Consider the following 19205-nt stretch of genomic DNA (forward strand, 5'->3'; position numbering starts at 1 on the left):
AAGATTATGGATATGTTATCCGCAATGCTAGGAACCATGGGAACAAAAACTGTTGAAGTACTTACTAACGCTATACTAGATCGTATATTATCAGCAAAGGTGAAGAGAGAGCATGATTCAGCCACAGTAATAACAATACAATTTGATAACCGCGAAATAATAGAACGGTATAATAATTATTATATTCCTAAAATACGGTCTGTTAGAACAATAATTCATCAGAATGATATTGATATAGATGATATTTATTTCCCATTAAGTTTTTATTTAATGAAAGATATTTTACACGGTGGAAATAATAATATTAACATTACGATTGATGAGGAAATGATGCATGTTAGTTCCGGTATTATTAATTTTATTGGGATCGCAGGCCAAGGGAAAAGTACTCTTTTAAGAAAATTATTTCTTCTATCGTTGAAACAAGCAAAAAGGTTACCAATCTACCTTGAGCTAAAAAATCTAGTTAACTTTGATTTTGATTTGCTGAAATCAATATCCAATGAATTCAATAATTTTGGTGTTGATATTCTTGATGATGAGTGCTTGTTTTCATTTTTACAAAGTAACTATATTAATTTATTTTTGGATGGATTTGATGAAGTTCCACCTCAGCAAAGACATAAGGTATTAGAACAAATTGATAGGATAGGAAATTATGGGCATTGCTCTATTATAACAACAAGTAGACCTAATACTGAAATTTGTAATGCAACAAGGATTAAAAATTATAGAATAAATGATTTATCGGAAAAAGATTGTTTATCTATTGTGGATATTTTAGTTAAGGATGATAAAGAAAAAGCTAGTAAAATAAAAGAATCAATAAGTAATAATAAATCTTTATCAGATACTTTAATATCTCCAATATTAATAACCTTGCTAGTTAAGTGCTTTCCTTTTTATGAAAAAATACCTGAGAGTACTTTTGATTTCTATAATGATTTGTATAAAATTTTATATGTTGAACATGATGAAATTAAAACTTTTAGGAGGCATAAGCATAGCTCAATCGAAGATTATGTTATGTCAAAAAAATATTTCTCTGGATTGTCATTTTTTTCTTTCTTTGAGGATAAATTTCATTTCTCAATGATTGAAATGACAAATTATATAGAGGATGTTTTTAAACTTAATAATGTCAATATAGACGAGGTTCCTAAGTTTGTACAAGACATTATAAGTATTACAAGTCTTATTCAAAAGGATGGTGCTGATAATTATGTTTACATCCATAAGTCAGTACAGGAGTATCATGCAGCATTCTATTTTAATTATATACCTAAGGATATGCTTGATAATTTCTGTAGTACAATAATGAATAACGTTAAAAATAGTGAAATATATGACAATATGCTTTATTTTTTACACAAAACATATCCGAAAATTTTTAGGGAAAATATGGTATTGAAGTTTCTTATGTCTATTGAGATTTACAAATATGAAACGGAGTTTTCATATGTGGAAAATTATATAAAATCAATTTGTGAAGATGTTGATATTAAATTTTCTCGCTCTGTAGTTATAGGAAAAAGAGATGATATATACATGGTTACTGAATTAGATTTTAGTAAACTATTAAATATAAATGTTCTTAACTTGCTGGTTAGTTTAAATAGAGATTGCAAGAAAGATGAGGCTATATATAAATACAACCATGAAAACAACTACCAGATAGATTATGATGAAATGAAAAGTAAAATAAAAAACACAAGAATAGAACAAGTTAATCATATTAAAGCTAAAAATAGCAGCAATTATGACGAGAAGGAAAGAATTAAGAATAATAAATTATTTGATGCTATTAAATATACTTTAGATGCTCTTCCTGACTTCACTATGAGCAGATTGAGTAAAATCAATGAACTTGATAATTTAGAAATTAAATTTTCATTTGAGATTAATTTATATCTTCTATTAAAAGAAAAAAAATTGCTGGATGGTTTGATAGAATCAGTCAAACAACATTTTGATACAATATACTATCCAGCTTATAGCAGTATGAAATTACCAGAAAAATCACATAGAGAACAGCTTTCAGTGCTTATTCATAAGATAAGAAACAGTGGCGACAGATAGATATATGGAAGCACCTTTACCAATATATATATTATTTTTTGATATGATTATCAATATGTTATTGATAATCATATATGGTGTCGAATATTTAAAAAACCTCGGCTTTTAGGGTATACGAATTTAAGTCTCATTCTGGGCAACACATTATAGGTTACTAAAGTCTACTAAGAGCTACTAGAGTAATTTAACCCTTAGAAAGGCCTGATAAATACATCAGGCCTTTTCTTTTATGGTCTTCTAAAGCATATTGCAATCTATCTTATTCAAGGAGCATAATTTAAAGCACTCTACTTCTATCTGAATTGTGCTCTCAAATGAAACTCAATGTGCGCAAGTGGATATAGCTAAATTAAAAGCAAATGCTATAAATTAGTTGTATTGGAAAATTACACATCTAATACTAAGATTGCTATATAGTCCATTTTTGATAAATATAATATGATCTTTTTTTAGTTTTAATTAATGGTATTTAATTAAGATTATATTTCAGTAATTATTTCTTTCTGATGTAGTCTTGATTTTGGTAGTGAAGCATTAAAATCATTGCTTTCTTTATAGCCTAAAGAAATAATTGCGATTGAATTTAAACCTTTTTCTTCTAAAGAGAACTCTTTGTTTAGAATGGTAAAATCAACACCTTCCATAGGAACAGCATCAATACCTAGTGTAGCAACACCTAGAAGAAGTGAGCCCATATTTAAATAAACTTGCTTTTCTAACCAGTGGGTTAAATCATTGCATTTATTCCTATGCAAATCAACAAAGAATGAACGAGCATTGTTAGCTTGTTCTTTAAATTCATCGGATGAATATCTACCATCTTTACTTTCTTGTTCTAAAAGATGAGACATATAATTTTCTGTAATATCGGTTTTCGCACAAACAATGATAACATGCGATGCATTTAATATTTTATCACTGTTAAATGAATATTCTGCATCAGTTGCTAAAGAAATACGCTTTTTAGCTTCTTGATTTTTTGTAATTAAAAAATGCCAAGGCTGTGTATTTACACTAGATGGAGATAACTGTAATAACTCTTTAATAATAGCAATATCATCGTTTGATATTACTTTATTATTGTCGAATTTTTTAGTTGCATAACGTTTCATTAACACCGAACTTAATCTCATAATAGACTCCATTTATAAAGCTTACTTATTTTTTGCTATGATATTTAATTTGTACTAAAATGACAAGTACGCACAAATACTGTATATACTACACTTATGGATACTATTAAGAAGAATCGATACAAAGAATACTCTTATGATGGATGCGCTGTTGAAGCATCATTAGAACTAATGGGAGGTAAAGGAAAAGGAGTGATTTTATATCACTTACAAGAAAAAACATTGAGATTTAATGAATTGCAGAAAAAGTTAATATCAATAACTCCCAGAATGCTTACTAAGCAACTCAGAGAACTTGAATCTAGTGGGTTGATAAAGAGAAAAGTTTATCCAGAAGTTCCACCAAAAGTTGAGTATTCGTTAAGTCAAAGTGGAATAGCGTTAAATAAAGTGTTAAAAGAGTTAAAGGTGTGGGGGGATGAATATGGAATACCTTTACTAAATAATAAGTCTGTTGAAAAATAGGAAAATTAAACTTATTTTAGGTTAGTAACGGGGTGCTAGATAGCAATAACCCGTTTACTAAATTTAGATAAAAATGTCTGCACCAAATATACTAAACTAAAATTTTAGCTATAGTTAATATGTAATAAATCTTATCTATAGAGGTGTGCGATGAAAAAATTTTGTATATGTATCTCTACAGTCTTAATCATGTTTATTTCTTCAATAAACTTAGCTCACGCAAGTAATACACCTTGTTCCGGTAGTAAGGGTGGCGTGGATTATTGTGATAATGGGAATTTTGTATGCAAAGATGGGACGATCAGTAAATCTAAAAAAGTTTGCTCTGGATACTCAAAGCAAAGTTCTGCTAGTAGTAAGTCATCAACAGACCAAAAAAAGCAATCCCAAGCAACAAAAACAAAATCCACAAAAAATACCAGTAAAAGCACAACTAATTAACTTACTTAGCCCCGTTTTCGGGGCTTTGTTTCTAATCATGGCACATTAACAATAAGGCAACACAAAGTTTCAATGCTGCTCTTTATCTTCTTTTTCTTTCCACCCATCCATAACAGTCTTGATAAGATACAAATGAAATAAAGCAACCAATGCATATTTTATCTATGATGTTTTACTTTTTTTTGAGATAAAAATTTTCTAATTAAAACAAATAATTAAAATAATTATATTTAAATAAGGTAATTCTATCAATTTTAAGGCAACTTATTGTTATCTTAGAAGTTATTTATGGTAGTTTATAGTGCACTGCCGCATTGGCAGCTTAGAAATCAGCAGTATCACTTAATCACAGAACAGCGTAGGGAATTATGGCTATAGACTCGCAAGGCAGGATTGCCACTCTACCTCCAGTTGATTACCAGGCACAATTCAAGCAAGTGATTGACGATGTCGTTGATCATCTCCAACGTGTTTTGAAAGATCAATTACACAGCGTATATGTTTATGGCAGCGTTGCAAGAGGGCAAGCCGTTGCATGTCACTCGGATTTAGATCTATGTCTTATTTTTATACGAAAGCTTGACGAAGCTGAGCTGAAACAATTGAATGAAACACACTCATACTTGGAAAAAACTCACCGTGTTGTCAGTAAAATTGATTTTGATATCGGTACGTTAGCTGATGTTTTTGATGAACGTAATTTGTTTAGCTGGGGATATTGGCTAAAGCACCATTGCCGCTGTATTTTTGGCGATGATTTAAGACTACGTTTTGAGCCTTTTTTTCCTTCTAGGAAGATTGCTGTTGCGGTTAATGGCGATTTTGTTGACGTATTGACTCAGTATATTCATGATCTAAAAATCTTGAAGGATATAAATAAGCGACGGTTAATACAGCGGGCAGCTGCAAGAAAATTGTTACGCTCAACCAATATGCTACGTGGTCATAATGAAGCAGCTTGGCCTGAAAGTTTAAATGAGTATGCTGAGCAGTTTATTGCTCTTTTTCCTGAATATGAGCATCAAATCAACTATTTTTTGCGACAAAGTTTTGAGCCTCAAGACGATATCGGCACATTTATATCTAAATTAGAAAGTTTCATTTCGTGGTTAAATGAACATTATATGCAGCAAAAGTAATGTTGTTGACTAGGCTCACTCGCACTAGTCAACTACTTATGTAGGCTCCTAGCGACTCATTCACTTGTCGCCTAACTGCAACTCGAGTTATTTAGAGTATATACTCATCATAATTTAAGTTACTGCCCTTGTATTGCAGTATAGTGATTTGTACTAGCCACTTAATTGACTGCTTAATTTCAGCAGGTAAGAGAGGTGTTTGATGAACATAGAGACTTTAGAAATTGTTTTATTTGATGGTTTTGAAACCTTAGATGTGATGGGACCGGTTGAAGTTTTTGGTCGGTTACCTGACTGTAACGTGAAATTTATTTCACCCGAAGGTGGTAAAAAAACCAGTTCGCAAGGTGTGACTATTGAAACAGAAAAGGTGATCGCTCCTCAGTATGAATATCTGTTGATCCCCGGTGGGCAGGGAACTCGGCCTCTAGCGATTGATAAAGAGTATATTCATTGGCTTAAACAGCAAGTTGAATACACGTCATATTGTATGACGGTTTGTACGGGATCGGCTTTATTGGCAGCGACGAATTTATTGAATGGATTTAATGCAACGAGTAATAAATTAGCATTTGAATGGGTAACTTCAATTAATAGTCAGGTTAATTGGCATTCGAAGGCTCGTTGGGTGAAGGATGGCAAGTTTTATACATCTTCTGGGGTTAGTGCAGGTATTGATATGTCATTGCAAGTGGTGAGTGATTTTTATGACCGGTCTCAAGCATTATCAATTATCAAAAGTATGGAGTATGTATGGAATGATGATGCTAACAATGATCCATTTGCCGTGAATATATAAATAGGTTAGCCCCTGATCCTCGAGGCTAACCTATAAAATTATTTTTTATTTTGATTTTTTTCTAGCCATTGTTGCATTTGTTCTATTTCAGGCCCTTGAGCATTAATAATTTCTTCTGCTAGCTTTCTCATTTCAGGATCTGTGCCATATTTAAGTTCAATCTTAGCCATGTCAATTGCGCCTAAATGATGGGCTATCATCCCTTGTGCAAATGCGATATCCGCATTTTGCTCATTCATACTTTTCGCCATATCTGAATGCATTTTATCCATAGATTGACTCAATTCTTTTTGCATATCGTTAGTTGCTGGCGGAGACATGTGCATTGAGTGAGCTGAATCAGCAAGAGAAGCAAATGAAACTGTCGTTGCAATAATAGCAGCAATAGGAAGCAATTTTTTCATGAGAATTTCCTTGTTCATGATGGGTTGAATTGCGATAACCATAAAGCTTCCCCTAGGGTTAAGGTCAATGTAAGTAGAGTAAATTTAACTTAATTTACATATTAATTATCAAGATAATGATTTTAAAGAATAATTAAAGATATTTTAAAATGGTGATCTAGATCTAAAATTAATAACAAAATTTAATTTTTTTAAGGATGTTATTATATGAAAGATTACAAGGAAAAAGTTAAACAATATTTGTTTTATAAATAATATAAAATAAATAATACCTGCTACTTATTTTGAGTAATGGAAATTTATTTATAGCCCTTTGTTTTTTATTAATTTAATTTTTATCAGATTTATTTTGATGATTTTAAATTTAACTTTCGTTTGAATTTATTTTCAATGCTAATAGTAATCATTACCATTTGAGTGGTGGGATGGGTTCTATATACTCTTCGCCAAGCATTTCGATTAATGCTTTTAAGCTGTTTTGGATAGCTACATTTACCAATAAGTTATCAGTCATTTGACAAGGAGCCTTATGAAAAATCTATCATTAGCGGTATTAGCTTTCGCTTTATCTGCAACGACTTTGAATGCTAGCGCTGTGACAATTTCTGCACAAAGTCAAGAGTATGGTGTGGATGGCGTTGAAGTTGTCGTTGGCGACACTCAATATGCAAGAGGTTCACATGCAGGAGCGATTGGTGATCCGGGTATTGGCTTGCAATCAATATTTTTTGGTACAAGAATTAGTTTTTCTAGTTTTAAAGCCCGAGCAGTCGAAAATGAACACGGTGTATATGAATTAGCTGCCTCCACGAGTGCACACCCTGTTAATACCGGAAAGTTTAATTTTACTCAGGTTGCAAATGAAGAAGTCTATTTTGGCGATTGGTCAAAAACCGGTATTGATGGTGATGCAACGCATACCGCATTTTATTCAGGTAAAGATGTAACGGAATCGCTACCGAATTCAGGGCAAGTAGAGTATACCATTGCTGGAATTAATCAGTTCGATAGTGCCGGTAAATTAAGTGGTGCATTTAACGCAGATTTCGATACCAAAACATATACAGGCGCGCTGAGCGGGCAATCATTAAATATTACTATGGATGGAAACATCTTAGAACAAGGGCAATTTAAAGGAGACGCTATTGCTAATGAATCAATAGAAGGACGTAGTTCTGGTCACTTTTTTGGTACTGACGCCGAGGCGGTTGCAGGGATAGTGACTTTTGATAGTGACCATACTAAAGATGTTGCATTTGGTGGTTCAAAAGCACAATAGTTAATTTGTATAGGTGGAATTAATGTTCCATCTATTACTGCCTTGCTAGTCAATTGGTTATATTTTATGACGATGTTACGTTTGATTATATTATTATCTGTTTTTTACAGTGGATTTGCTATTTCCCATAGCGATGATATTAATGATTATCAAAGATTATTAACAGAAAAATTAAAAGTGAATAAAAGATTGCCTAGGGATGATGAAGTAAATATAGCCCTTGATGATGAATTAACCGTTAACTTTGAGGGAAAGAAATATAAACTAAATAATAATATCCATGATATGGGGAAAGCCATTTATATTGCATTGGGCAGAGGCCAATATGATGATGTGAATCGGTTATTATCTTATTATCAAAAATTAAATGAGTATGATAAATTATTAGTGATATATGCAAATGCAAAGAACGCTCATTTAAATAAAGAATATGGAAATGCGATTAATTATTATCAGCAAATTTTACAAAAGAATCCTGATTTTTTACGGGTGGAGCTTGAATTAGCTCGCGTATATTATGAGAACCAACAGAATAAAGAAGCGACAGCACAATTTAACCAAGTGTTAGATAAATATGCGCAGCAGCTACCGAAACATGTATTAGACAGCATTACTCAATTCAAAAATGCCTTGAAAAAAAGAACTGTATGGCAAGGTAGTCTCTCGATAGGTTATGGTTATAACTCAAACATTAATCAAGTGCCGGGTGATCACCGAAGAGATTGCTATCGTAGTGAGGTAAAAGAGGTTTGCTATGGTGTAGGCGCAGCAACTAAAGGGCAAAAATTTATTTATGATGCCAATATTGAAAAGCGAATTCCTTTATATCGCCATCATAATGCGCTATTTAAGGCGTATACTTATGGCTATAAATATGAAAAATCCTCTCAGAATAATGAGAATATAATTAATATAAAGTCCTATTATCAATATCAAGACGGTATAAAATCATTTGCGGTTGGGCCAATTGTTGAGTTTAAATTTACTGCGGATCAGCAAAGATATTATGGCGTTGGGGGTGGTATTGATACTGAGTATCGCTTTACACCAAAATTTTCTGTAAGCGCTATCGTTGATTATAAAAAATTAAACTACCGTTCTCTGTATCAAAGTAGCGATGGTAATAAGAGTAGTCTCTATTTAACTAATATTTATGCAATTACACCCGATATGGTTTTTTTTGGGGGCATTGATGGCGTCATACGAAATAAACAGTATCAAAGTGATAGCTATAAACAATATGGTGTTAGGGTAGGTGCATTTAAAGGTTTTTCACAAGGTTTTAATTTTTTAGGCATGGCGAGCTATAAAAAAACGTATTTTGAGCAAGCTCAATATACGTTCAGTAATCAAATTAGAGACGATGATGAACAACTTTATTTTATAAAGTTAAGTGTTCCAAGATATAAGCTATTTACCTTAACGCCATCGTTCTCTTATAAATTTAGAAAAAATAATAGCAGTATTGATGTATTGTATTCTTATACACAGAATGAAGTTGAGTTTAAATTGGAAAAACGGTTTTAATATTCTAGGTGTTAAATAATGAAGATAAAAAAATTGCTTGCAATTAATATTGCGACAGGTATCTCGTTTGCTTTAATTCCCAACTTAATATTTGCCAAAGAAGGCGAAGATATCGGAACCATTATTATTAGTGATAAAACGACAACCATTAAACAGCGAGACCAAAAAGGCTACGATGCACAGTATGATAAAAATGAATCGAATGTCTACCTTGGTAAAGATTTAGTTGAACGCTACAAAGGCACTAATCCTGCGGATGTATTAAATAGTGCCGTTGGGGTATTTAGTGGCGATGCGCGAAATAGTGGCGCGATAGATCCTAATATTCGTGGAATTCAAGGGCAGGGACGGGTACCTGTCACGGTAGATGGGACAGAGCAAGCTCATACCGTATGGCGGGGTTACAACGGCGTCAATAATCGCAACTATGTTGACCCTAATATGATCAGCAGTATTACAGTACATAAAAGCGCATCATTAGATCTGGATGTAAAAACGTCGGTAGGGGGTGGGATTGCAATTCAAACTATTAATATTGATGATGTCGTTGCTCCAGAAGATCAGTTTGGCTTTGATTTAAAGTTAGAGACCAGTAGTAATTCGACTAAGCCGCGCATTGCTCAATTACATACAGGTACCGATTATCGTGATGATCCTGCTATTGTCGAGAATTTATCTGATGTGCTCAGAAAAAGAACGTCATCATTATTTAATGATCCCGCACTGTTAGTGACCGCAAAGTCCCGTGGTGATGCTAACTTTTTTAATTTACAAGATAATGCAGTCAGAATGGCGATCGGCACGAGGCAGGAACGATTCGATTTAATTGCAGCATACAGTTATCGTGATCAAGGAAATTATTTTGCGGGAACGCGTGGTGCTGGAGACTATACCGATGAAATTGTGAGTCATGATCCTGGAACTCCATCAAAGCCGCTTGATCCTTATTTACCATTTGCCGCCAATGTCTATTTTCCTGGCAAAGAAGTTACCAATACCTCCAGTAAAATGAATACCTATTTAATTAAAACCAATCTATTTTTATCTGAACAGCAAAAGCTTTCGCTTGGCTACACGCAGACTATAAATGATTATGGTGAAATAATGCCATCAAGAATTGCGATGATGGATTTAAAAGGGAAAGTACCACAATGGCCATTAGCAAAAGTGCAAGTAGATGCCTTTCATGCCACTTATTCTTTTTCACCAAAAAATAATCGCTATATTGATATGAAGCTAGGCTACTGGCTAACTAAATCAATAAGTAATAGCAATACTTCTGGAGGTTACCCAAGGGAACCTAAAGGGCGCGATTATGGTTTTGAACTCGCTGGAGGCAAAGGCCAATGGGATCCCAATATAGATGGCACATTGGTTTTAGGGGAACAATTCAATTCAGTCAATAACCGACAAGGAATTGATTTATCCAACAAAATGCGATTAACCGACAGTTTAGATCTGATTGTTATGGGCAGTTTTACTCACGAAACAATCAGCAGTAACAACAATGCTTTCGACCCAAATATTGGTGCAACAGCTAAGTCATTTGGCTCACTACCAAGAGAAGGGAAAAGACAAGAAAATACCCTTGCCTTTAATTTTAATTGGCGTCCTACAAATTGGTTGAATCTAACCGCAGGTGCTCAACGTACCAGTTATTGGTCACAGGACGATTTACTTAATAAACGTCGTGCGTTAAAAGATATTAACTTTGCTCGTCCTCATCAGTTATTAGCTAAGAATTATGATATTTCTCGAGTTATCACAGTTGATGAATATAACAAAATTATTAATCATATTTATGTTGATCCCAAAGGTAAACATAAACGTTTTGACGATGTACGGCGTTCTCCTTATTATCGAGATCTTTTAATTAAGGATGCATTAAATTTAAATACGCAGACATTTGATAAATCAGAATTTAAAAAAATAAATGGACAAGAAGTATTCCGTATTAGGGAAAAATCTAAGGCCAAATGGTACCCCGATAGTGATAATAAACTCACAAAAGAAACCAATCCTTTTTACAATGGAACTTTGGATCGTAATGCTAAAGCCATAGACCCATTTACTGGCCAATTGGTCACACAATATATTCCAGGTTATTCGGCTTCGAGTAACAATCCCGCTGAAGATATCCGCAGATTAACTGACGAAGAAAAATTTAAACCACAAGAAAAACGTAAAGCACATGCTTGGACACCTGCGTTTTCAGCATCCGTTTATCTTACCGATAATGACCGTATTTATACCAGTTATACTGAAACGGTTCGTATGCCAAGCATTTTTGAAGACACTATTGGTTTTGCAACCATAATAGGAAATACGGCGGTGTGGCGAGATGTTCAGCCTGAGCGCGGTAAAACGATTGAGCTAGGCTATGTACGCAATATGCAACAGTTACTTAGTGCAGAACGCTTTGCTGATGTACGTATAAATTATTATCACACGACGATTGAAAATTCGTTTGAACGCGATGGGCACCTTAAATTTACTCAGGTCGATAAACACATCACATCGGGTATTGAATTACAAGCGCGTTATGACAATGGCAACTACTTTGGTGATATTGGGGTTGACTACCGTTTAAAAAATGAAGTTTGCGATAGTGAATCTGCCGCTCTGTTAGATCCGATGAATGATTTCAATATATCCTCCTGTACTGAAGCGGGCTTTCCCGGTGGTTTTATGCGTACCCAATTGCAGCCTAAATACAGTATCAATGCGAACTTAGGAATGCGTTTCTTCGATCAACGCTTAGAGGTTGGTAGTCGTATGCGTTATCACAGTGGAGCAGAAAATGATGATGAAAAAGCGATGATGGGTAAATATCCTCCTCATTATGCACCGCTTAATAATAGCCCAATGCGTTGGAATCCAATATTCGTTGCAGATGCTTATGTGAGTTATCAAATTGCCAAAAACGTCAGTATGGAATTATTAGCGACTAATGTTCTTGATGAATATTATTTGGATCCATTGACCCGGACCATGATGCCAGCTCCGGGTCGGACATTTAGACTCAACTTCACTAGCCAATTTTAAACACAATAACCCTCTTAATTTAGTTATTAAGAGGGTTGATTAGAATATGATGAAAAATACGCTATTTTTGACCGTATCTGTTTCGATATTGCTGCATTTAGCGGTTATTGTTAATTTGATGAAAATTTCTAAAACAGAGCAAAGTTTGCAACATCGAGCGAGTGCTGAATCGCCAGTAATATCGGTTGCATTAACTCAAGCTATTGAACAAGCAAGATCACCAGAGACTGTGGTAGAGGCGCCTAGTGAACAGCATGATTTACCTATTTCTCCAATAATGGTTGATGCAGCAGAACTCATTGTGGCTAATAAGGAAAAAAAAACGCAACGCAAACCAGTTACTAAGGAAAGCAATAAAGTCGCTGTATCAAAAGAGGTCATTGAGCAGCAGGAAAAAATGAAAATTGAAGTAGAGAAGGTATCTACTCAGCCACAACCATTGGAGTCACAAAATGGTGTGACGTCATTGTCTGAAGCGATGGGAGCAATAGGTAAGCCTGCTCAAGGTTTTTCAAATGTAGCGGATAGTGGTCAATTAAGCTCTTATAGTGAAAAATTACGTCAAGAAATTGAACGTAACAAGCAGCACCCACGAAGAGCTAAGAGTATGAAAATTCGTGGAGTCATCGAAGTTGAATTCCATCTCACTGTTGCGGGGGAGATGACTTCTGCGCGTATTGTGACGAGTTCAGGTTATGAGATATTAGATAATGCAGCACTGGCTGCGGTTGAAAAAAGTCGTTCTGTTGGCGTTCCACCAGAAGGATTTAAGTCTCCAATATCACTTAAAATTAAATTTCAATAGAAGCATTTTTAAAAACATAATGTTGTATTAACTGCTTAAAATGGTTTGTATTACACTATATTAGAGTATGATATCAAGTTAATCATGCTTGTTATGGTTTGGATTTTGTTGTTCGTATTGTGATTGATTCTATGGCGGAATTTAAAATAAAGTTTGCTATCATAATCATTGTATGCGTTAATAGCGCGGCTGGTTTGGTAGTACCCATTTATTTATGAAAGACAAGTTAAAGCAGTTCTCTATTAAGTGTTATCCATGATACCTTCATTGTGAATTCCTTCTAATTTAATTCCCATAAGTACGTACAAAGAACAAACCTTACCCCGCCTTATGGCAACTTAATAAATTTAAAGGAAATAACATGTCTAATACAATGACTGGTACAGTAAAATGGTTCAACAACGATAAAGGTTTTGGCTTTATCTCTCCAAAAGATGGTAGCAAAGATGTATTCGTACACTTCTCTGCAATCCAAAGCAACAGCTTCAAAAGCCTGAACGAAGGTCAAGAAGTATCTTTCTCTATCGAGAACGGTGCTAAAGGCCCAGCAGCTGCTAACGTGATCCCACTGTAAGCTAAAGTTGCAACAGCGCTGATTAATCGCTGTACAAATTTGAATAAAAGCCTCGTGTAAACGGGGCTTTTATTTTTTGTGTGTAATCAATAGAAAATGATGACCTTGCTATTGATTCACTGACGATAATTTTTCGCCAATATAATTAATCGTGGATACGCCTTTTTCACAAGCGGTGTCTTTAAGTGCAGAAGGGGATTTCTCAACGGCGGTTTTGAGCTTGTTCAGTTGCTTAACATAAGCATTTGAACCAGGGATCGTAGGGTTCTCTTCCAAATAACTAACTAGTATATCAAACTTTTGGTCAAAATAATCACATTTGTTGTCTGAAACTTCAATTTTATTAAAGTTTTTGAGCCCTTCAGGGACTAAGTTTCCAGTATTATCTTTAATCAACTGAGAATATTGCCCATTTTTTACCTGCTCAATCGTTGTGTCGATTTTATTCTTTATATTAAATAGCTTAACCCCTAAAAAAATAATCGAAGCAAGAAGGATCACATTCACCGTAAGGCTAATGGGTAATAGATATTTTTTCATTATTGTTCCTTAAGTCGTCGGTACTATTAACAATAAGTACACTTTCCTGAAATTTGTTTAGCGGCGAGTATAGCAATTTATTTGTATATATATAAGTTAAGTCAGTGTGATAGGACAGGACAATGCTGAGAATGGCTGATTGGAAATAAATCAATGGGGTGATAACTCACTCACCCCATATATATGATTAAGTTTTAGAATAATTTTTTCTGTGGTGGGCCTGAAAAATTCATTGTTCCAATATTGTTCATCAAAACTTCGACGACCACAGGCTGTTTTAGCTCAATCGCTTGTTTAATGGTCGTTTGAAAGTCTTTTGCCTTATCTATTGTTAATGCACGAACTCCCATCGACTCAGCGAGTTTGCTAAATGATGGAGTAAGCAATTCATTGTAGTACTGTCGGCCTGCAAAGTATTTTTCCTGAATACCTCGCATAACACCATATCCATGGTCATTCATGATGATCAGTACAATCGGTAATTGTTCTTGCGCCATGGTCGCTAATTCACCAATACCAAGCATTAGGCCACCGTCACCCACTAAACCGATAACAGGGGTATTTGGATTTGCCTTAGCAGTGCCAATTGACATTGCTAAGCCTAAACCGATAGCCCCAGCTAACGAGTGAATATTATGTAATGGCCGAGTGGCTTTTAATAGTCGGCTTCCCCATAAGCTGCCTGAAACGGTAATATCACGAACAAATATGCCTCCGTAAGGTAGAGCCTGCTCAACAGCATCACTTAATTGGCTATAAGCACCACATTGTTCTCTTAGCTGAGCTTCGGCTTGTTGTACCGCTGTTTGTACTCGTTGTTGCCATTGTGATGAGGTAGTAAAATTTGTTTGTTCTAATTTATCCGCTAAGCCATTTAATATCTGAGTACAATCTGCCGTGATAACGAGATCTGCATTGTAGTTACGATTGGCTGCAAGTGGATCAATATCAATTTGAATTAACGGTTGTGGTAGAGGAAGCGACCACGTTTTTGTTTCATTACTGCGCAGTCGAGAGCCGGCTACCAGTGTGATATCACAATCACGCATTAACTTATCAATGGAATCGGCGTTGTGAAAAGCACGTAAACTAAATGGGTGGTCATCAGATAGAATACCTCGTCCATGTGTACTGCTAATCACGGCAACACCTAAATCAGCCAGTCTTTTAACGGCTTGACTTGATTGCAATGCACCACCACCAATCCACAGTAAAGGGTGTTGTGCATGTTGCAGTTTTTGCCAGATCGCGTCTATTTGCGCTGATGTCACATCAGGAAGTGCCAAAGGCGTCAGTGGGGCACTTAGAATAGATAAGGGTACTTGTGTGCTTTGGATATCAATTGGAATTTCGATAGATACTGGGCCACAGGGTTCGGTTTGTGCGACTTGAATGGCCTTGTGTAAAACGGCAACGGCTTGTTCTGCAGTATGAACACGAAAGGCTTGTTTTGAGCTTGCTCTCAAGAAACCTAACTGATCGCGGGTCTCATGGATAAAACCTGCATCCATATCAAGGTATGCTTTTTCGACTTGTCCAGTGATATGGATCATGGGGGAGCAGGCATTCATAGCTTCTATCATTGAGCCGACAGCATTACCAGCACCTGCTCCGGTGCTAGTGAGAGCAACACCTAAACCTGTAAAGCGGCTGTGTGCATCAGCCATAGTGACGGCTCCAGCCTCACCACGGCTTGGGGTAAAATCAATGACACCGCGGCGGCCAATGGCATCGGCCACTGGGAGGTTGTGAATTGAAATAACCCCATACACGGTACTGATTTGATATTGTTCTAATGTTCTGGCGATCGCCTCGCCAACCGTGATTGTCTCGTACATAGTGCTCTCCTTAAGAATTTGATAACTCACTGGTCGCAATTCAGTGGTCATTTATTCACACCAACGGTTTGGTTGTGGGTTTAATGCCAGAAAAATACTTTTTTGTTGCATATAGGCTTTAAGGCTTTCAACGCCTTTTTCTCTACCGAGTCCACTCTCTTTAAAACCGCCAAAAGGTGTTGAAATGGAGAAAACTTTGTAGGTATTGATCCAAACAGTGCCGACGTCTAATGTATCGGCGAGTTTAAATGCGCGCGTATAGTCTTTTGTCCAGATCCCCGCAGCGAGTCCATAAATAGAATCATTCGCTTCATTGATAAGTTCATCTTCGTTATCAAAAGGAATGACGACTAAAACAGGGCCAAAAATTTCTTCTTGGCAGACGGAGGCTTGGTTAGTCAGACCCTCAATGATGGTTGGCAGGTAGTAATTACCTTCTTGCAAACTTGGGTCACTCGGTATTTCACCGCCAAGGCGAATTGTGCCACCTTCTTTGATGGCTTGAGTGACGTAGCTGATCACGTTTTCTCGATGCGCAGGGGAAATGAGTGGGCCGATATGCACACGCTCTTGACGTGGATCGCCAATGATGAGTTGCTGGGTGAGGGCGGTTAATCGCTCCATAAACGGTTTATAGATAGCTTTCGCCACAAATAGCCGTGAGCCCGCAATGCAAGCCTGCCCCATTGAGCTAAAAATGCCATAACAAACGCCATGTGCAGCCAGTTCGATATCTGCATCTTCTAAGACGATGGTTGGTGATTTGCCACCTAGCTCAAGTGATGTGGTGATCAGTTTGTCAGCGGCGATGTGAGCAAGTTGGCGGCCGGTGTTTGTGCCACCAGTAAATGAAATTTTTTTGACCAGTGGGTGGCGAACTAGGGCATCACCAACAATAGAGCCTTTGCCCGGCAAGATACTCAGTAATCCAGCAGGAAGGCCTGCCTGTTCAAACAGTTCGGCGAGTTTTAAGGATATCAATGGTGTTGCTTCAGCCGGTTTTAAGATCACTGCGTTACCCGCGGCAATCGCTGGCGCGATTTTTTGCATATCGCTTGCGATGGGTGAGTTCCATGGCGTAATCGCTGCGATCACCCCAACCGGCTGATAAGTACTCAATGTCATCATATCGGATTGGCGACGTGGTGGCAGTTCACCACCACTGACTTCACAAACGGCAGCAAAGTAGCGAGCGGTTGCCGCGGCGCTCATGACTAGCCCACGTGCTTCAGCCCACGGTTTGCCATTATCGAGGGTTTGTAAGTGGGTCAGTTCATCAATGTGCTCTTCAATTAATGCACTGACTTTAAGTAGGATTGTGGCTCGCTGGTGGGATGGTAACGAACGCCAATTCGGTGCACGCCATGCCTTGTCCGCCGCAATGACCGCATCTTCAACATCTTCAAGGCTAGCACTGTTTAAGGTGGCAACAATATGTTGATCCCCAGGGAAACGTGAGTACATTTCGTTGCCGCGACCTTGTTGCCATTTCCCTCCGACGAATATATCAAGCTTTTTCATTATTTTTCTCCTGTCAGATAATGGCATCGTGCTGTGCAATGCGTTGGCAAATTTCAACAGCACTTAAGGCAGATAACAGAGAGGTTTTCGGGTTTGATGGCAAAGGATTGCCATTCAGCTCAATGCAAAAATGTCCGAAATCTCCAGTAACATCAATGTGATGGCTGTTTTTGCTTGTGGTTGGGTCAACCATTAACTCCACTTTCGTTTGATCCATACCAACGCCATACAAAGCAACAGTGGCTGCGACATTGGCATTGGCTGGAAATTTGAGTGCCGCGTCGCGTGCTGAGCCACGGAAGAAAACTGTAGGCTCAGTGACGTTGTTGAGGTCAATATATTGTTCCGCTGGGCCATTACGCCAACTCGCAGGGCTTTTACGTGAAAGGTAAGTGACTTGGTTAATTTTGGCTTGTTTCGCACAGCGTAAGCCATCTAGCCCAGCGACAGCACCTGATAGTGGAATAAAAGTACCTTGATGTGGTTGTTGGTTTAGACTATCTGCAAATTGTGCGTCGGCGAGTGCACCTGTCGAAATAACCGCGAATGTCCAACCTTTTGCCAGTATCATAGCGGCATATTGTTTGACGGCTTGCTGGCTAGCACATTCTAAAACCAAATCAGGTTGTTGATCTGCATGTGATGGGCAGCTGAGTGGCGTAACACGGTGATCAAAGCGTTGTTTGATTTCGTTATGGTGAGGTTCGCGAGCCACAATCCAACGTAGTTCAATTCCAGCTGGTAGGCGGTTGATAACTTCATTGGCCATAGCGCCATATCCGATAAGCATCAATGTTTTCATCATAGTTCCTTTAAATGTGATGGCTAAAACCGCCAGAGACATCAATCGCTGCCCCTGAAGTAAAAGATGCCATAGGTGATGCTAAAAAGATTAAGGCACGTGCTGGCTCTTCAGGTTTACCTAGGCGCTGCATAGGAATGCCTCTTTTTTGTGCTATAGCACCGATCCAGCTGTCCCAATCAAGATCCTTGTCGTTACGGTTTTCAAAACGACGGCGCCATTGTTCAGATTCCACCATACCCAGTAAAATTGAATTAACGCGGATCCCTTTTGGTAATAAGGTTTTTGATAAGTTTAATGTGAGATTCAATAATGCGGCGCGAGCCGCGGAGGTGGCAACCATATGCGGTTCGGGTTGTAAAGCCAATAACGAGTTGACACAGGTAATGGAGGCAATATTAGATTGCTCTAGCAGTGACATAAATGCATTCACGGGATTGATAACACCGAAGAGTTTTAGCTGCGCTTCGTGCAGCCAAGCGGTTTCGGGAGTATCAGCGTAATTGGCAACATAGCCTTGCCCTGCGTTATTAATTAATAAATCAACTTGCCCAAAGTGGGATTGAACTTGTGCAGCAAAAGCTTCAGTTTGTTGTTTATCCAACACATCACAACTCACAGCCAGAAGTTGTGCTTGAGGGTAGAGAGTCTGCAATGACTGGAGTGTCTGCGTTAATTTGTTTTGATCTCGACCGCAGAAAGCGACTTTGCATCCTTCTTCTAACAGCAGTTTGACGGTGGCTAAGCCAATTCCTGAGCTTCCTCCAGTGACAACCGCAACACGATTTTCTAACTGTAAATTCATAGCGCTATT

Annotated in this window: 17 protein-coding genes; 10 read left to right on the forward strand and 7 right to left on the reverse strand. The window is 37.0% G+C overall.

What is annotated here, in order from left to right:
- Positions 1–6: 6 nt before the first annotated feature.
- Positions 7–2079: an NACHT domain-containing protein gene (locus tag AC3Z9T_RS10095; protein ID WP_490126033.1), complete on the forward strand. Its 2073-nt coding sequence runs from the start codon at positions 7–9 to the stop codon at positions 2077–2079.
- Positions 2080–2558: 479 nt separating this feature from the next.
- Here AC3Z9T_RS10095 and nfsB read toward each other — a convergent pair whose 3' ends face one another.
- Positions 2559–3212: an oxygen-insensitive NAD(P)H nitroreductase gene (nfsB, locus tag AC3Z9T_RS10100; RefSeq protein ID WP_490126034.1), complete on the reverse strand. Its 654-nt coding sequence runs from the start codon at positions 3210–3212 to the stop codon at positions 2559–2561.
- 96 nt (positions 3213–3308) lie between these two features.
- On the opposite strand from nfsB, the gene AC3Z9T_RS10105 reads away from it, so the two are divergent.
- The 4 genes from AC3Z9T_RS10105 to AC3Z9T_RS10120 all read left to right on the forward strand — a co-directional run bounded on the left by AC3Z9T_RS10105 (position 3309) and on the right by AC3Z9T_RS10120 (position 6056).
- The gene (locus tag AC3Z9T_RS10105; protein WP_490126035.1) at positions 3309–3677 is read left to right on the forward strand and encodes a winged helix-turn-helix transcriptional regulator; all 369 of its coding nucleotides are present in this window, start codon (positions 3309–3311) and stop codon (positions 3675–3677) included.
- A 150-nt stretch (positions 3678–3827) separates the two neighbouring features.
- The gene (locus AC3Z9T_RS10110) at positions 3828–4118 is read left to right on the forward strand and encodes a YdcA family protein (RefSeq protein ID WP_490126036.1); all 291 of its coding nucleotides are present in this window, start codon (positions 3828–3830) and stop codon (positions 4116–4118) included.
- A gap of 368 nt (positions 4119–4486) precedes the next feature.
- Positions 4487–5257 carry a nucleotidyltransferase domain-containing protein gene (locus tag AC3Z9T_RS10115; protein WP_490126037.1) on the forward strand — a complete coding sequence of 257 codons (771 nt, stop codon included), beginning with the start codon at positions 4487–4489 and terminating at the stop codon, positions 5255–5257.
- A 202-nt stretch (positions 5258–5459) separates the two neighbouring features.
- On the forward strand, positions 5460–6056 hold the full coding sequence (locus AC3Z9T_RS10120; RefSeq protein ID WP_490126038.1) for a DJ-1/PfpI family protein: 597 nt from the start codon (positions 5460–5462) through the stop codon (positions 6054–6056).
- A gap of 38 nt (positions 6057–6094) precedes the next feature.
- On the opposite strand, the gene copM is transcribed toward AC3Z9T_RS10120, so the two are convergent.
- Positions 6095–6460, reverse strand: coding sequence for a CopM family metallochaperone (gene copM / locus AC3Z9T_RS10125; protein ID WP_490126039.1), 366 nt, complete (start codon positions 6458–6460; stop codon positions 6095–6097).
- A gap of 529 nt (positions 6461–6989) precedes the next feature.
- Here copM and AC3Z9T_RS10130 point away from each other — a divergent pair.
- The 5 genes from AC3Z9T_RS10130 (at position 6990) to cspE (ending at position 13690) form a co-directional block, all read left to right on the forward strand.
- A complete protein-coding gene (locus AC3Z9T_RS10130) occupies positions 6990–7739 on the forward strand; it encodes a Slam-dependent surface lipoprotein (protein WP_490126040.1) in 750 nt (249 codons plus the stop codon).
- 66 nt (positions 7740–7805) lie between these two features.
- Positions 7806–9266, forward strand: coding sequence for a surface lipoprotein assembly modifier (locus AC3Z9T_RS10135; RefSeq protein WP_490126041.1), 1461 nt, complete (start codon positions 7806–7808; stop codon positions 9264–9266).
- Between the two features lie 18 nt (positions 9267–9284).
- Complete coding sequence (locus AC3Z9T_RS10140) at positions 9285–12311, forward strand: TonB-dependent receptor domain-containing protein (protein WP_490126042.1); 3027 nt, start codon at positions 9285–9287, stop codon at positions 12309–12311.
- Positions 12312–12357: 46 nt separating this feature from the next.
- Positions 12358–13116 (forward strand): energy transducer TonB, encoded by a 759-nt coding sequence (locus tag AC3Z9T_RS10145; RefSeq protein WP_490126043.1) that lies wholly within the window; start codon positions 12358–12360, stop codon positions 13114–13116.
- Positions 13117–13477: 361 nt separating this feature from the next.
- The gene (gene cspE / locus AC3Z9T_RS10150) at positions 13478–13690 is read left to right on the forward strand and encodes a transcription antiterminator/RNA stability regulator CspE (protein ID WP_070925520.1); all 213 of its coding nucleotides are present in this window, start codon (positions 13478–13480) and stop codon (positions 13688–13690) included.
- Between the two features lie 108 nt (positions 13691–13798).
- Here cspE and AC3Z9T_RS10155 read toward each other — a convergent pair whose 3' ends face one another.
- From AC3Z9T_RS10155 to AC3Z9T_RS10175, 5 genes are all read right to left on the reverse strand, one after another.
- Positions 13799–14230 carry a hypothetical protein gene (locus AC3Z9T_RS10155; protein ID WP_490126044.1) on the reverse strand — a complete coding sequence of 144 codons (432 nt, stop codon included), beginning with the start codon at positions 14228–14230 and terminating at the stop codon, positions 13799–13801.
- A gap of 194 nt (positions 14231–14424) precedes the next feature.
- Positions 14425–16068, reverse strand: a complete 1644-nt coding sequence (locus AC3Z9T_RS10160) for a thiamine pyrophosphate-binding protein (RefSeq protein ID WP_490126045.1) — start codon at positions 16066–16068, stop codon at positions 14425–14427.
- Positions 16069–16119: 51 nt separating this feature from the next.
- Positions 16120–17589, reverse strand: a complete 1470-nt coding sequence (locus tag AC3Z9T_RS10165; protein ID WP_490126046.1) for an aldehyde dehydrogenase — start codon at positions 17587–17589, stop codon at positions 16120–16122.
- Positions 17590–17602: 13 nt separating this feature from the next.
- Positions 17603–18391 (reverse strand): aspartate dehydrogenase, encoded by a 789-nt coding sequence (locus tag AC3Z9T_RS10170; protein ID WP_490126270.1) that lies wholly within the window; start codon positions 18389–18391, stop codon positions 17603–17605.
- Positions 18392–18401: 10 nt separating this feature from the next.
- On the reverse strand, positions 18402–19196 hold the full coding sequence (locus tag AC3Z9T_RS10175; protein ID WP_490126047.1) for an SDR family oxidoreductase: 795 nt from the start codon (positions 19194–19196) through the stop codon (positions 18402–18404).
- Positions 19197–19205: the final 9 nt, after the last annotated feature.

Source organism: Providencia sp. 6390 (assembly GCF_058148425.1).

Bases quoted from the DNA above. Each gene is read 5' to 3' on its own strand.
- AC3Z9T_RS10095 (WP_490126033.1), top strand. From the start codon at position 7: ATGGATATGTTATCCGCAATGCTAGGAACCATGGGAACAAAAACTGTT.
- nfsB (WP_490126034.1), bottom strand. From the start codon at position 3,212: ATGAGATTAAGTTCGGTGTTAATGAAACGTTATGCAACTAAAAAATTC.
- AC3Z9T_RS10105 (WP_490126035.1), top strand. From the start codon at position 3,309: ATGGATACTATTAAGAAGAATCGATACAAAGAATACTCTTATGATGGA.
- AC3Z9T_RS10110 (WP_490126036.1), top strand. From the start codon at position 3,828: ATGAAAAAATTTTGTATATGTATCTCTACAGTCTTAATCATGTTTATT.
- AC3Z9T_RS10115 (WP_490126037.1), top strand. From the start codon at position 4,487: ATGGCTATAGACTCGCAAGGCAGGATTGCCACTCTACCTCCAGTTGAT.
- AC3Z9T_RS10120 (WP_490126038.1), top strand. From the start codon at position 5,460: ATGAACATAGAGACTTTAGAAATTGTTTTATTTGATGGTTTTGAAACC.
- copM (WP_490126039.1), bottom strand. From the start codon at position 6,460: ATGAAAAAATTGCTTCCTATTGCTGCTATTATTGCAACGACAGTTTCA.
- AC3Z9T_RS10130 (WP_490126040.1), top strand. From the start codon at position 6,990: ATGAAAAATCTATCATTAGCGGTATTAGCTTTCGCTTTATCTGCAACG.
- AC3Z9T_RS10135 (WP_490126041.1), top strand. From the start codon at position 7,806: ATGACGATGTTACGTTTGATTATATTATTATCTGTTTTTTACAGTGGA.
- AC3Z9T_RS10140 (WP_490126042.1), top strand. From the start codon at position 9,285: ATGAAGATAAAAAAATTGCTTGCAATTAATATTGCGACAGGTATCTCG.
- AC3Z9T_RS10145 (WP_490126043.1), top strand. From the start codon at position 12,358: ATGATGAAAAATACGCTATTTTTGACCGTATCTGTTTCGATATTGCTG.
- cspE (WP_070925520.1), top strand. From the start codon at position 13,478: ATGTCTAATACAATGACTGGTACAGTAAAATGGTTCAACAACGATAAA.
- AC3Z9T_RS10155 (WP_490126044.1), bottom strand. From the start codon at position 14,230: ATGAAAAAATATCTATTACCCATTAGCCTTACGGTGAATGTGATCCTT.
- AC3Z9T_RS10160 (WP_490126045.1), bottom strand. From the start codon at position 16,068: ATGTACGAGACAATCACGGTTGGCGAGGCGATCGCCAGAACATTAGAA.
- AC3Z9T_RS10165 (WP_490126046.1), bottom strand. From the start codon at position 17,589: ATGAAAAAGCTTGATATATTCGTCGGAGGGAAATGGCAACAAGGTCGC.
- AC3Z9T_RS10170 (WP_490126270.1), bottom strand. From the start codon at position 18,391: ATGAAAACATTGATGCTTATCGGATATGGCGCTATGGCCAATGAAGTT.
- AC3Z9T_RS10175 (WP_490126047.1), bottom strand. From the start codon at position 19,196: ATGAATTTACAGTTAGAAAATCGTGTTGCGGTTGTCACTGGAGGAAGC.